The organism is Paraglaciecola chathamensis S18K6 (assembly GCA_000314955.1).
Classification (GTDB): Bacteria; Pseudomonadota; Gammaproteobacteria; order Enterobacterales; family Alteromonadaceae; genus Paraglaciecola; species Paraglaciecola chathamensis.
This window is the reverse complement of sequence record BAEM01000056.1, coordinates 69,083-84,059: the sequence shown is the minus strand read 5'-3', so window position 1 is coordinate 84,059 and position 14,977 is coordinate 69,083. Positions and strand designations below refer to the sequence as shown.

Here is a 14,977-nt window from a genome sequence, read left to right as displayed (position 1 = left end):
CGCAGCACTGAGTGTGTTTTAAACCCGCGCTGCAAAAAAAGGAGAAACAATGTCCACCCTTAAACAACAAACTGATGCACAAATAGAGAAATCACGCCAAGCTAAACCTGAGTTTATGCAATCAATGGATGAGCTTATGGCAAAAGCCCATGAGTTCGAACAAGGCAGTGACGCGATTGACGTTGGCCAGCAAGCACCTAAATTCACCTTGCCAAGTGCGCAAGGCCAGCAGGTAACGTTAACAGAATTAAGTGCTAAAGGGCCAGTGGTCGTTACTTTTTATCGAGGCGATTGGTGCCCCTATTGTAATTTGCAATTACGTGCTTTGCAGTCAGTACTAGACGACATTCACGCTGCGGGAGCAGAGCTAGTTGCGATAAGTCCTCAAGTGCCTGACGATAGCTTGAGTGAAAGCGAAATAAGCCAGTTAGCGTTTACCGTGTTATCAGATCAAGATGCGCAAGTTGCGGCATCTTACGGCGTAGCGTGGGAAGTGCCAGAGCTTATTTTGCAGCACATGCGCAAAGATCGTGGCTTAGACTTGGCCAACATTAATAATGGCAATGGAAGTGTGCTGCCTATCCCAGCGACCTTTGTACTGAACGCACAGGGCGAGGTCATTTGGCGATTCGTTGATGTGGACTATCGTACCCGTGCTGAACCAGCGGACATCATTGCTGCCTTAAAAGCCGAACAAGACAAATAATATCGCTTATTTTGCCCTTACTTTACCTTTATTTCGCTTTGTTTAACGCGCTATCTTTTTCAGCCAGAAAAGATAGCGAAGGGCCTGCCAATAACGCCTTTGCAAAAATGGGATAGAGCGTAATCAGCAATGTTCCGTTTTTACGAAGTGTGTGAACGCCAGCATCGTTAGAATATTCAACCTATTGACCTTGTTCAGTTTTTCTACAAAGCGGGCAAGGTTATATCACCAATCATTAGTGGTTTTATAAACAGTATTTTTGCTACACTTGGACATCAATTTCCTGAGTGAAGTTAGCTATGTTGCATCTGGTGCAGTCAAATAAAATGGAAAGCCTTGCTGCCTATCTGATCGGTTGGTTAGGTGAGAGTAAAAGTTCGCTAGAAAGCATCTTCTCCCCGGATGTGGTGCTAGTGCAAAGCCCAGGTATGGCCCAGTGGCTAAAAATAGAAATTGCGCAAGCGCTGGGTATTTCGGCTAATATCGAGTTTCCGCTCCCCTCTAGTTACATATGGCAATTGTACAAAAGCCACGTTAATGATTTACCCGAACAGTCAGCATTTACCAAAGACAACATGACATGGAAACTCATGAGCATTCTGCCGAGCATGAGTGAGCAGACAGAGTTTGCCAGCATTGCCCAATATCTTGATGAGCAACAACCATTAAAGCTTTATCAATTATGCCAAAAAATAGCGGATATTTACGATCAGTATTTGGTTTATCGCCCTGAATGGATCCTCGCATGGGAAAAGGGTGAAAACACCTTAGACGACACAGATGTAGACGCTCAACCTTGGCAGCCTATTTTATGGCGGGCGTTGGTTGCATATGCCAAAGAGCTGGCAGAGTCCCCTTATCATAGGGCGAACTTACATACGCGTTTATTACAGGAACTTGAGCAGTCGCCTAGTTCTAATACGTCTCTTAAGCCCTTATTTGTGTTTGGTTTGTCAGCTATGCCAGTGCAGCAATTGGAAATATTTTCAGCACTGGCAAAAAACCGCGACGTGATCATATTCTGGTTTAACCCCAGCGCCCATTATTGGGGGGATATCGTTGACAACAAACAAGTGCTGCAAGCCAAATTGCAAAGTTTATTAACTCAAGCAAACGAGGCTGAGCAGGGCGGTCTAAGCGGTATGGACGATTACCTGCTGGTGGGGAACCCTTTGTTAGCCTCTTGGGGGAAACAAGGGCGAGACTACCAAGACATGATCCTCGCATTAGAGGTAGAGCTGCATGATGCTTTTATTGAGCAAGAGCCTCATAGTTTGCTTGAGCATCTACAACATGAAGTATTAGCCTTAACCCATCGCGGGGCGATGGAGCCGTTGTCTGCACAAGAGCTATTATCGAACGGTGAGCAGTATCCGAAAATTCCAATCGACAATGACGATATGACACTGCAAGTGCACGCCTGCCATTCCGCAGTGCGTGAACTTGAAGTTTTACATGACCAGCTATTACACCTTTTCGCCCAGAACCCTGAATTACATCCCGGCGATGTGATAGTCATGATGCCCGACGTGGCAAGCTATGCACCCATTATTGACGGTATATTTGGTGGAACTGATAAAGGGCTTTCGATCCCGTACGCGATTTCAGATCGCAACGCACAACAGGAATCGCCATTACTAAATAGCTTTATACAGCTAATGTCATTGCATCAAAGTCGTATCGGGTTGTCTGACGTGTTGGCCTTGTGTGAAGTGCCTGCGGTGCAACGTAAATTTGATATTTCCCCGGAGGAGTTTGATTTACTCAGCGTTTGGCTTGCAGAAGCAGGTGTGCGCTGGGGCTGGGATGGGCAAGATAAAACCCGGTGGTCACTACCAAATGAGCCACAAAATACCTGGTTATTCGGTTTACAGCGCTTACTTGCCGGATACGCCATGGGCGGCCAAAGTATGTTTGATGATGCCCACGGGCAAATTGCCCCTTACGAGCAAATTGAAGGGCAGCATGTGGTCGCATTAGGAAAGTTTTATATGTTTAGCCAAGCGCTAGGCAATGCACTGGCGTTTTGTCAACGTTCAGACAGTCTCAGAGCAAAAATTGAAGATGCTTTGCAACTCATCGATGCACTGTATTTGCCCGACGATGATGACCAAACTTATATTTTACAATTGCGCCAATCGTTGCAGCAAATGACCCTCCATGGGCATCAGTTTGAGGGCGATATTGTGCATGATGTCTTTCTGGCTGAGCTTGAACAAAGTTTGTCCAGTAAAGGGGTAGGGCAACGGTTTTTAGCTGGCTATGTTAATTTTTGCACCCTGATGCCGATGCGCAGCGTGCCCTTTAAAGTGGTGTGCTTGTTAGGGCTAAATGACGGGGATTACCCAAGGCAAGTTGTACCCGTAGGCTTTGACTTAATGCGCATAGGCAAAGCGCGACGAGGAGACCGTTCACGAAGATTAGACGACAGGTACTTATTTCTTGAGGCAATATTATCAGCGCGTAAACGTTTGTATTTAAGTTTTCAGGGCTATAGCGCCAAAGACAACTCCGAGCGTAGCCCATCCATTTTGCTCAGCGAGTTACTTGAATATACAGAGCAAACCTTCTGCTTAGCGGGGGATGACGTACTGCCTGTTAAGGATTGCGCAGAAAATTTACTGCAACATTTGTATCACGAGCACGCCTTACAACCGTTTAACCCAGTGTATTTCACCCCAGACACAACAACGGGTATTGCCAATAGCTTTCAAACGCATTGGTTAGCCCTGGCTCAGCAGTTGAGTGTGGGAACAGTTCATGCTGACAAAGAGGTCGATTTCTGTTCTGCGCCGCTTAAGGTACTGCCTGAACACAGCCAAACATCGGCTGTGGAATTAGACGAGCTGTTGGCGTTTTTTAGTAACCCGGCCAAAGCGTTTTTCACCCAACGTTGGCAAACTCGATTAACCCGTATTTACGAGGCGCAAAGCGATGACGAGCCATTTGAGTTAGATGCGCTCGCGCGCTACATACTCAATGAACGATTTGTGGTTACCCAACAAGAGGATTGGACAACACGCCTACGGGCAGAAGGAAAGTTGCCCACGGGTAATATTGCCGATATTAGCTTGCAGCCAGTTTATAAGCAGTCACAAGCGTTACTCGATGCGATTGTCGAGGTCATCGGTGGCCCACTAGATGAGGTGCCAGCGCAGCGCGTAGAGATAAACTTTACCTTGAATAATCTTCTGGCTATGACAACCGATGGAACGAAAGTCAAAACCGAGGATGAGGTGCATGCTAGCGCACAAAACCCGGGCGCAGCAACAACGCAAAGTATGCAAATAACGGGCTGGGTAAACACACTCTACGGCGGAAATTTAGTACTTTGGCGAGCGGGGAAAGTCAAAGGGAACAACGTATTACACTTGTGGTTAACTTGGCTAGCCCTATGTGCCAACGGTAGTGTGGCCAAGCCCCAACGCGCCTATTTTATCGGTGTAGATGACAAAGCGCCTTTTAGTATTGAAGCTATTGGCATGGCTGAGGCGAAAACCCAATTGGCCGTGTTTATTCATTATTGGCGTTTGGGGCAGCAGCAGGTACTACATTTTTATCCTAAAACGGCCTTTGAATGGCTCAGCGTACAAGATGAAGCAAAAGCTTGGGTAAAAGCGCAAAATGCGTTTTATGGTAGTTATTTCGCTAAAGGCGAGGGAGATGAACCGCATATTCGCCGTGTATGCCCCGATTTACAACAGCACTTTAGCGCGTTCAGCGAAGTGAGCAATGCCTTGTTCGGCCCCTTGCTTGATAGGTTAGGAGAGGCGTCATGATCCCGTTAAATACCAAGACCTTTCCACTGACCGGTGCTTCTCTTATCGAAGCCAGTGCAGGAACCGGAAAAACCTACACCATAGTCAACCTGTATCTACGTTTGCTGTTAGGGGATGAATGCACGCCCTTGAGTGTTGATAAAATTTTAGTGGTGACCTTTACCAACGCCGCTACCGCTGAGCTTAAACAGCGAATTCGTCAACGACTGCAACGGGCGTATTTTGATTTTTATGCGCACAAGAGTGACGACGAATTTACCCAATATTTAATCGACCGTAGTGAAAATATTGAACTCGATTGCCACCGCTTACTGTTGGCGATTAAGCAAATGGACGACGCCTCGGTATTTACCATACATGGTTTTTGTCAACGAATGCTCAGCTTACATGCCTTTGAAAGCGGGGCAATGTACGAACAAAGTTTGGTGCTTGATGAGTCCCAATGGTTGAAACTGGCGGTTGAGGATTACTGGCGTGGCCATATTGTTCAGTTACCGCGGCAAATATTGAACGAGCTACTGTGTATTTGGCAAAGCCCTCAGGCGTTACAATCTGCCTTGAGTTCTTTGTTGTACCGTCATGTCACTCCTTTGCAAAAGGCAGATATACGCGCCAGCCATCAATGTGTTGATGAGTATATTCGCACCTTACAAGAAACTAAGCGCTGGTGGCTCGATAATAACGTGGCCCAGCAGATAGTTGATGCCGATCTAAAAGCCAACACCAAGCTTGGAAAAGCAGATTATATTGGCAAAATGCAGGCGTTTTGTCTCAGCGACGAAAGCCGTGCTGATTTTGATAAAGACCTATGGCAGGTGTTTAGCCCAGCGAAAGTGGCTGGGGCCATGAAGAAAACCTCTAAGAGCTTAGCGCATCTAGATTTTAGCCGCTTTGAAACCTTGGGTTACTTACAACAGCAATGCCATGAACAACTTTTACTGGCCTACAGTTTGGATGCGCTAGGGCATATCAGCCGAAACCTTGCTAATAACAAACAACGTTTGCAGTTGTTATCACCAGATGATTTGCTTAGCTGTTTGCATCGCGCATTGACGGCACAAGCGCAATCAGGTGCTCAAGCAGACCCAGAACATCAAACTACAGCGCAACAATCTTTAGCAAAAGCAATACAAGAGAGTTATCCCGCGGCGCTGATTGATGAATTTCAAGATACTGATCCAATACAGTTTGATATTTTTCGGATTATTTACACTAAGCAATTTAGTGATATCTCACCTTGCTGGGTCGCTATTGGCGATCCCAAACAAGCCATTTATGCGTTTCGCGGTGCAGATATTCATACCTACATTGCCGCTAAAGACTTGGTGGATGTTGAGCGCCAATTTACCCTAGGGACTAACTGGCGCTCGCAGCCAAGTTTAGTGGAAGGGGTGAATACCTTATTTACCCAAAGTGAGGCGGGATTTTTATTTAAAGACAGTATTCCGTTTCAAGCGGTGGCAAGTGTTGAACAAGAAACGGGCTTGCAGGTCCTTGGTCAAAGTCACAACAGCTTAGATGTGCATCACTTAACCAGTGAAAACGCACAGCCGATTGGCTGGGGAGAGGCCCAAACTGCCATGGCACAACAATGTGCCTGGCGTATTGCGCAATTTATTCATCAAGGCGCAACGGGTGAAGCTAAGATAATGCAACGCGGCATTATGCCAGGGGACTGCTGCGTCTTGGTACGAGACAGAAATGAAGCTGACACCATTAAACAGGCTTTAGCTGCGCTTGGGGTAGACAGCATGTTTTTGGCGCGTAAAAGTGTATTTGCCAGTCAAACAGCAGTCGATTTATATGCCATAGTGCAAGCGTTAGCCAATCCCAGTAATGACCGATATTTACGGGCGGCGATCGCCAGCGAATTATTTTGTTATGACGCCGGCGCCCTAGACGCCTTATTCAGCGAAGAATGGCAATGGCAAAAATTAGTTGAGCAATTCGCCTATTGGCATCAGTTATGGCAACGCCATGGGTTGATGATGGCGCTGAATATTTTAATGCGTCACTTCAGTATTGCCCAAAGACTGGTAGAGCGGTATCAAGATGGCCAAAGGCGTTTAACGGATCTGCGCCATTTGGTAGAACTGTTGCAAGTACAAAGTCAGTTGATGTCGGGTGAAAGCCAGCTTTTACATTGGTTTCAAGCGCACTTGGCCGAGCCAGATAACGATAATGAAGGCCAACAAATTCGCTTGGAAACGGAACAAAATTTGGTGCAGATCATTACTCAGCACACCAGTAAAGGGTTGGAATATCCCTTGGTGTTTATTCCGTTTGCCAGTCGCTGCCGAGAAATGAAAGAAGCCATTTATCACAGTGATACCGATGGTTTGGTTATTGACTTTTTAGGCGCTGAAGAAAACCTTGCCCTTGCCGATCATGAGCGACTCGCTGAAGATATTCGCTTACTCTACGTAGCACTGACGCGAGCGGTACATTATTGTTTTATAGGCTTGTGGAATAACAGCCACCCGCAACGTAAAAAAGAGTCTCAGTTAATGCAAACGGCCCTTGGGCGGATTCTGTTTGACCAAGGTACTTCCATAAGTGACTCAGTAATTACCCAGCGTTTAGACGATTTATCTAAGTCGATTGACTTGGGGTATCACGGATTTAAGGCCCAAGAAGCGCAGCGCAATGTAACCGAGCTTAAGCAACTCTTGCTTAGTAAAAACACAAATGGCCTTGGGGTTAATGTACAGGAATCAGGCGTCGCTGGTGAAAATCCCACTGGTGGTAAAAATCCCACTGATGGCATAAAAGCATCAGGTGATGAGAGTGAGAAGATACAACACGTGGCGTTGCAAGCCGCTCAGTTGCCTAAGCCCGTTACTCGCCGTTGGCGTTTAACCAGTTATTCAGCCATTAGTAGTCAGCAGCATCACGAGTTTGTGGCCCCAGGCCAAGATGAAGGCGCTGATAAACTTGACCAAATTGCAAGTTTAGCGAGCCCAAAGCGTGAGGTAAATGACAGTAGAACGTCTGTTGTAAGCCAAGTCCAGAATGTGCCTACAGATTATCGAATAGAAAACAATGATGACAGTCTCTCGTTGTTGTCAGATATAGAAATGTCATTGCTTGGTGCTGATGGCGAAGCACTTATTGAACAAGAGGTGCTTGATCAATTCACCTTTGTGAAAGGGGCGCAGGCCGGTTCATTTTTGCATGGGGTGCTTGAGTCAATTGATTTCACCAACCCGGTTAATTTACAGGATGTCATTGTCGAACAGGGCACTTGGTACGGTATTGAAGAAAAATGGTTCGATGTGGTTGAACAGTGGATCCTTGATGTGTTGCAGGCTAAGTTAACCAGCCCAATCGCTGAGGGTACAAGCGACATTGATGAGCTGTGTTTAGGCATTTTGGCAAAGGACCAGGTATTGGTTGAAATGGAATTTTATTTGCCGTTAGTTGATGTAAAAGCACAGACGTTTAATCACATTCTCAACCTGCATATTCCTCAGCGCCAGCATCATTATCAGTTTGAACAACTAAACGGTATGCTAAAAGGCTTTATTGATTTGACCCTGCAGTATCAAGGCAAGTTTTATGTGCTGGATTATAAATCGAATTATTTAGGGGCTGATTTTACGGATTATCATGGTGAAGCGATGGCGAGTGCCATGCAAGAGCATGATTACTATTTGCAAGCCATTTTATATACGGTGGCGCTGCACCGCTGGCTGAAAAATAACAAATCAGATTACGCTTATGCCGAGCACATTGGTGGGGCTTTTTATACCTTCTTGCGAGGAATGCACAGTGAAAAACCGGGCAATGGTGTGTTTTACTTACTGCCCGCACAAGCTTTAATTGACGACTTAGATGCCTTGTTTGATGGGCGATATCAGCCCACACCAGCCAGTACATCTTCAGGCACTAAACGTAGCGGCGGTGACGCCCCCTCTGGGCAAGGACAACTGGACTTATGGTAACCGATTCAATGGTAAAGCAAATGGCCAACAATGATGATGCATCTAAGACAAATAAGCTAGATGCTCAGGCATCTGTCGCCGCACAGGTACCAACCACGACCAGTATCTTACAAAATTTGTTGAAAATAGGGCGTATTCGCCCATTGGATCTGGCATTTGCTGAATTTGTAATGCTTCACGAACATGGAAAACACGCTGTCGATGTGAACGGTATTCATGTGGTGGGGTTATTGGCAGCCTATTTAAGTAGCCGCTTGGGGGAGCAAGATAGCTGCCTTAATCTAGATAACACTTATCAGCCCTTTTTGCCTTTTTATCGCTTCGAACCTATCGACCAACTATTGCCTATGTTAAGCGCATCGACTTGTGTTGCTGTGGTTGATGAGCGATACACAGGGGAGGTAGCGAATGCCAGCACTGATAAGAGCACTGAAAAAAACGCTTTAAAAAGTAGGGCATCGACAAGCTGCGAGCCCGTGTTTGCGCCCCAAAGCAAGCCTCTTATTTTACAAGGCAGTGAACTTTATATGCAGCGTTACTGGCAATACGAAGTACAGCTGGCGAGTAAAATAAATAGCATGACGGGGCGTGCAACGACGTTAGATGTTGCCCAAGGCCAAGCCTTACTAGCTCAGCTGTTTGCTACGCATGAATCAAAAGGCAGCTTGGCTAAAAACAGCTTGGCTAAAAACAGCTTGGCAAAAAACAGCGCACAAGATCAGCAAGCAGCACCTATTGACTGGCAGCAAGTGGCAGTGTGCCTGGCGGCAAGTCAAAATGTTAGCGTTATAACAGGCGGCCCGGGTACGGGAAAAACCACCACGGTTATACGATTAATGGCTTTATTGCAGGGGCTAGCAAGGCATGCACATAAAAAACTGCAAATTAAACTTGCCGCGCCGACCGGAAAGGCCGCAGCGCGTTTGAGTCAGTCTATCAGTGCGGCTATGGGCAAACTGCCCACGGCATTACAAGCAGATTTACCCAACCAGTGCAGCACCATTCATAGGTTATTAGGCAGTATTGCGAACAGTCCTTATTTTCGTTTTAACGCGCAGCATCCCCTGCATTTAGATGTGTTGATCGTGGATGAAGCCTCCATGGTTGATTTACCCCTGATGAGCAAATTATTTGCGGCGTTACCCGCCCACGCCAAAATCATTCTGCTGGGTGATAAAGATCAACTTGCCTCGGTAGAGGCGGGCAGTGTGCTGTCAGATATATGCGCCGCAGCGCTTAATTTCTCGCCTACTGTGTACGATCAGCCCCCGCCATACAGCGATGAGGCATTGAGGGTAATTAAAGATTTGTGTCAAATTGATCTGCAGGTAAGTACACCAAACAAAGCACCGATCAGTAATAGCTTGGCTTTGCTACATAAGAGTTATCGCTTCAGTGAAAAAAGCGGTATTGGTCGCTTAGCGCGGGCAATTAATAGTGGCAAATTAGCCCCTTCAAAAGCGTTATTCGCTGATGAGCGTTACCCAGATGTTGTTTGGCAAACCAGCGATGAGCCAAAAGCCTTGGTGGCTAAACTATTGCCAGATTACCAAGCTTATTTTGAGCATGTAAAACACGTTTGTGCGCAAGGAACGCTGCATAGCAAGGGGCTTGAGGTTTTCAGTTTGTTACAACAGCAGCAAGTCCTGTGCGCACAAAAAGAAGCGAATTGGGGCGTACTACAAGTCAACGCGCTGATAGAATCTGAACTCAATAAAAAGGGCGCTATTGAACTAGGGCGTGATTTCTACCCCGGTCGCCCTGTGATGCTTAAACAAAATGATCATAGTTTAGGGCTCTTTAATGGGGATATTGGCATTGTAATGCCGGATGCTGATAACGACGAACTGATGAAAGTGTGGTTTGTCACAGAGCAAAATACCTTGCGAGGGGTGCTTCCGAGTCGCTTGCCCCCTCATGACACAGTGTACGCGATGACAATTCATAAAAGCCAAGGCTCAGAGTTCGATCATGTTTATTTGTGTTTGCCACGGGTAGAGACAGGATCTCAAGCTCGATTACTCAGCCGTGAATTACTTTATACGGGCCTAACGCGGGCGAAAAAGTCTTTCACCTTGTACAGCGATGAACAGGCGCTCTCTCTTAGTATTGCACGGCGCTGCCAGCGGGGCAGCGGTTTAGCCAAACGCTTACTCTTTTAAATGCCCGCGTAACATATTGGCACTGCTGGTTAAACTGGCGATGGTGCCAATGACTCCGGCTAACGATGCGGCGATGATATATAAAGATTGCCCCGAGGTCATCGCCACGCCACCTATAATCAGCAGTAACAGTAAGCCCAGAGGGAGCCGATAATTCTTCCACGTACCTGCTTCGCCGTCAGAAATTAATCTACTCATCGCTTGGGGGCTTTCCGCGTGTCGAACAAAGTGGGCAAAACTGTGATTTATAATTGTAATGTGTCGGCGTTCAACCTTAATTAAACCTGCTAAGGCTAAATGCTCTATCATTTCACTGTTTTTCGGATTGATATATTGCCCTTTTGCCAAATTATACAGTGCGAGCTTTTCAGCATTTGAGCACAATTCCCATTTGTAGCGATACAAAGGCCCGGCAACCAAAATGATATAGTTAATGGTCGCCCAATAACCCGTGCTGAACGTTTGATTGGGTTGGTGTTTTATCTGTTGGTAGAAGCGCGGAATTTGTGACGGGTTTCGCCATAAGTTCCCAGGCGTGTGAACAAACGGGAATTCAAGTTTATCTGCATCTTTAACCTCTGTGTCAACGCTGGGAAATAGGCATGCAAGGTCAGCAAAAAGCGTTAGCTCACTATTTAAGACTTCAGGCGAGATTTGCTGGGTAATTTTGGGCGGTAAATGCACTGTAAAGTCCAACAAGCAGTCTGCCCAGGATAAATAATCCGCATGAGCGAGGGGAGCAGTGTCGTCAAAGGATGCCAGCGGATCTTTCATTTTAACGCGCTGCAGACTGTAAAAGCCGCAGTAAAGGGTCAGTTGTTTTATTTTGCCAAGTAATGCCAGTGACTTGAGCTCCATCAATAACGCCAGCAGTTTTCTGCGCAGTTTAGGCACTTCAAGGCAGACTTCAATATCCCAAAGTTCTAGCTGATAGCCTTGTTCAGGGTTTGCAGTCAGCGGTGATAAAGCCATTTTAATATTTGGTAAAGCGGTGTTATTGGTTTTAAGCGTTTGTAAATAGGGGCTGTCGTTGAGCAACTGGGCGAAATACGATTGCGTAGCGCTTGCGTCAGTTTCGCTAAGGGCTGCTGGCGTTGCTGGTACAGGTGACAAGGTAAGCAGGGTCACCAAATCGATACCATTAGGTTTAGGAGAGTCAACTTGCAACCTCAGAGCGGGTGAAGTTGCAGTGCAATTGTCTTGGCGCCTCGGTAAGTTCAAGCAGCGAATATGACGCAAGAAAAAAGGTGAGTAATACAAACGTCGCCACAAAGTGACTCTATTGAAGTGCAGCCAAGCCAGTAGCACAAATATAATCGCAAGTATGCCTGCAGCACTGGCACTGCGAGGCATTGTTAATTCCTGGTTTGCGTGAGTGGGATGCGCCTCAGTGGCAGGGGAAAACGACATATACGAATCCAACCACGGCCAGTTTTGTGTCGTACTGAGCAAATCCAGTGCACCTGGGAAATCATCAGGCATCACTGCCTTTGAATAGTCTGCGCATTTTGTTTGTAGGGCCGCAGTCCAATTAACTTGGTCATCTTTATGTTTCGCGCCAAACAGTAAGTGTGATGCCTCCATGCGATGTTTAGTAATTGAATTAGGAAATCGGGTTAAGCCCAAGGCGGCTATCTCAGCGTGTTCTCGATTAAGTTTATTACATTGTTGATAATGGTAGTAATGCGTCAGGTTATTCAGGGGCGTCGTCATCACATTATCCAAATACAGCGCTTGAATTGCGGCTAATGCTCCTAAGCCACAGGCTAAGAAAAGTGCCCCCTTTTTCCCTTTTTTACGAATAGAGAAGCTTTCTCCAGCTGATTCGAACAGCAGTTTGTAACCGCGATATCCAAAGTAGAATATAAGCAGCACAGTGCTGATGGCAATTAACCAAACCATGTAGCCCGCTTCTTCTTTAGGGTAGATAGCAAGATGTGTAAAAGTAAATAGACAGTACATGATCCCAATTAAGGTAGAGCTTAAATGAAGCATTTCTTTGGTATCAAACGTGGCGGGTAAATTGACATATTGCTTGAGTTTATCGGTGTCAAAGAGACGCCCAAGTAACCCGCTTAAGGTTGCTAAAATCACTATGAAAACGGCAAAACTAATACACAAAAACATAAATTGGCTCGTCATCAGGGCATCTAAGCTATCGTCAGGATAGAACACCAGTACTGCCCATTTATCGATGAGGCTGGGCTGAACAAAAAAACGTCCCGCTTGGCCATGGTAAAATCCTTTAATTGCTTTTGTTGATAAGGAAGAACTGTGGTGCTGGGTGCTATCTAAAGCGGCGCGAATACGCTGGTCCAAGATTGGACTATGATTGCCTGAGTAATAAATATTCTCTACCATTGCGCGACTAGCATCACTGTGAAAAAGTACTTGTCCGTCATCTCTGTCAACCACCATAAAAGTCAGATCCATGGGCGCTGGCTGAGCAAGAACAATGTTCGGCAAAATCACATCAGCTGCGATGATACTGGCATAGCGATCATCTTTTTTATCCTTCTGTGCAATGTCGCTAGCAAGATATAACGGCATTGAAATGGTGGTCCCCCGAGTCGCGTTATTGACGTTTAGCAAGCGTTGAATATATGCCTGTTGATACGCAGGGTTGGGCGATATGTCAGTTTCACTTGGTTTTGCCTGTTTGTTTGTCTTTTTGCGCGGTAGAGCCCAACCTTGATGATCGCGTATTTTTTTGAAGTAATCGCGGTTCGACAATTCAAATCCCTCAGGTAATACATTGTTTTCCACAAAGTAAAAAGATGGGGTCAAGATAGCGCCATCTTTATTGAGTAAAAATACATTGAGTAAGCTAAGGGGCGGCACATGCTCATCAATCTTGCCTACATGTGTTTCTAGGCTATTTTCAGCGGATAGGGTTATTTCTATATTTCGAGTAAAAAAATCAAGTATTTGTGCATCTTCAGGCGGAGTGCCATCTGGGTTTAAAAACTGAGTCAAATTGGCGCCATCAAAGTCAGAAGAAACTGTAATCCCCTTGTCTTCAGTGCATTCATAGTCGATGGAAAATTCATCGGCAGATGAAACCGCTAATGGGAGAATAGCTGCGTGGCCTTGGTTTGCTCTAGGGCAGGTAAATTCGTGGAAGTTTATCTTTTCTAGGGCTTGTTTAAAAATACTATTGATATTCTGCTTAGCGGATGATTCTGACGCCTGCTGCGTAGTATCGAGCAGTGTTTGATAAAACCCACGAAATTGATTCAGTTCATCGAAAACGTGATAAACATCTTGCTCAATATCTTGGGTTATTTTTTGCGCATACTCTATGGCCTGGTGATCTTTGTTATATCGCACCACATATTTTTGAAAATAAGCTAATAGTAAAGACAACACTACGATAAAAAAGCCGTAGCTTATCAGGTGGGTCACTGTGCGATTGATAACCGTAATTGAGTGCGTAATGGGCAGTAAATAGAGACGTAATAAACAGAGCACGAATAGTAGGCTAACGCTGCTGACGACCAGCAAAGAAGCATTCCAGCTGGTGGTACTTTGTTGTATCAGTTTGTTGCGCGGCATTAAACCTAGCAAATATAAGTGGTTTAGGGTGTGCGTTTCACCATTGGAAGAATAAGAGATTGGAATATCTAAGGCGAAAGGAAAGGCAAACACCCGATATTTACCATAAGAAAGCGTTATGTCTATGTGGCTACTATAGCTGGGCAAAGGCGCGTTGCCTTGTGGTTTAACTGCATCAGCCATAGACAACAAAGAGCGGCTTTCTTGGCGCAAAAACGCTTGGTTAATACTGGTGAGATCGACGATCGATATGGTTTTCTCATGTCCCGCTGAGGCTAAAACGGCCCCATCTTTGCTGGCAAATAAATATTGACTGAAACCCGCTTTGGGCGTGGGCAAAATGTCTTGTACTTCTAGTTTGGCAATAGATTCTTTTGCTTTATCTCGGATTAGGATTTGCTGAGCAGCTAACGTGTAAGTTAGGGGTTTGGGTACTTTGCGCAAAGGTACAGCGGTAGTGCGCTGATAACTTGGAAGTAAAGAGCGAATCGATGTTTCGCTCTCGTTATAATCGTGGCCTCGTTTTAGTTTGTCTATGTTTTGGTTTAAGGTATTGGTCGCTTCGTACAAAATGCGGTAAAGATTATTGTTGCTCGAGCCTTCTTCGATATTGCTGTAATACAAGTAGGTATAAAGACCTACTGCACTGAGCAGAATAATAATGATTAATAACGCCCTTCTTTTTGGCGTTTTAGAGGAGGATAGTGTATTCTGCGCCACCGATTTTGCTGACATTGATTTTCACCTTTTCCTTGGTTTGTTAAGTAACAGTTCAAGAAAGGCTAAAAATCAAGTTTTTGCTGAAAAATTGCTTAATTTTGAGGTGTAAGC

Annotated in this window: 5 protein-coding genes; 4 read left to right on the top strand and 1 reads right to left on the bottom strand. The window is 45.6% G+C overall.

Going from position 1 to position 14,977, the window contains the following annotated elements; translation table 11 throughout:
- The first annotated feature begins 49 nt into the window (after positions 1–49).
- From GCHA_RS19965 to recD, 4 genes are all read left to right on the top strand, one after another.
- Positions 50–706 (top strand): peroxiredoxin-like family protein, encoded by a 657-nt coding sequence (locus tag GCHA_RS19965; RefSeq protein ID WP_007991592.1) that lies wholly within the window; start codon positions 50–52, stop codon positions 704–706.
- A gap of 299 nt (positions 707–1,005) precedes the next feature.
- Positions 1,006–4,485, top strand: coding sequence for an exodeoxyribonuclease V subunit gamma (gene recC, locus GCHA_RS19960; protein WP_008302792.1), 3,480 nt, complete (start codon positions 1,006–1,008; stop codon positions 4,483–4,485).
- Positions 4,482–8,429, top strand: a complete 3,948-nt coding sequence (gene recB, locus GCHA_RS19955) for an exodeoxyribonuclease V subunit beta (protein ID WP_007991590.1) — start codon at positions 4,482–4,484, stop codon at positions 8,427–8,429. The genes recC and recB overlap by 4 nt, the downstream gene beginning before the upstream one ends.
- Positions 8,423–10,591 (top strand): exodeoxyribonuclease V subunit alpha, encoded by a 2,169-nt coding sequence (gene recD / locus GCHA_RS19950; RefSeq protein WP_007991589.1) that lies wholly within the window; start codon positions 8,423–8,425, stop codon positions 10,589–10,591. The genes recB and recD overlap by 7 nt, the downstream gene beginning before the upstream one ends.
- On the opposite strand, the gene GCHA_RS19945 is transcribed toward recD, so the two are convergent.
- On the bottom strand, positions 10,580–14,881 hold the full coding sequence (locus GCHA_RS19945) for a hypothetical protein (protein WP_039992861.1): 4,302 nt from the start codon (positions 14,879–14,881) through the stop codon (positions 10,580–10,582). The two genes, recD and GCHA_RS19945, sit on opposite strands and share 12 nt — an antisense overlap.
- Between the last annotated feature and the right edge of the window lie 96 nt (positions 14,882–14,977).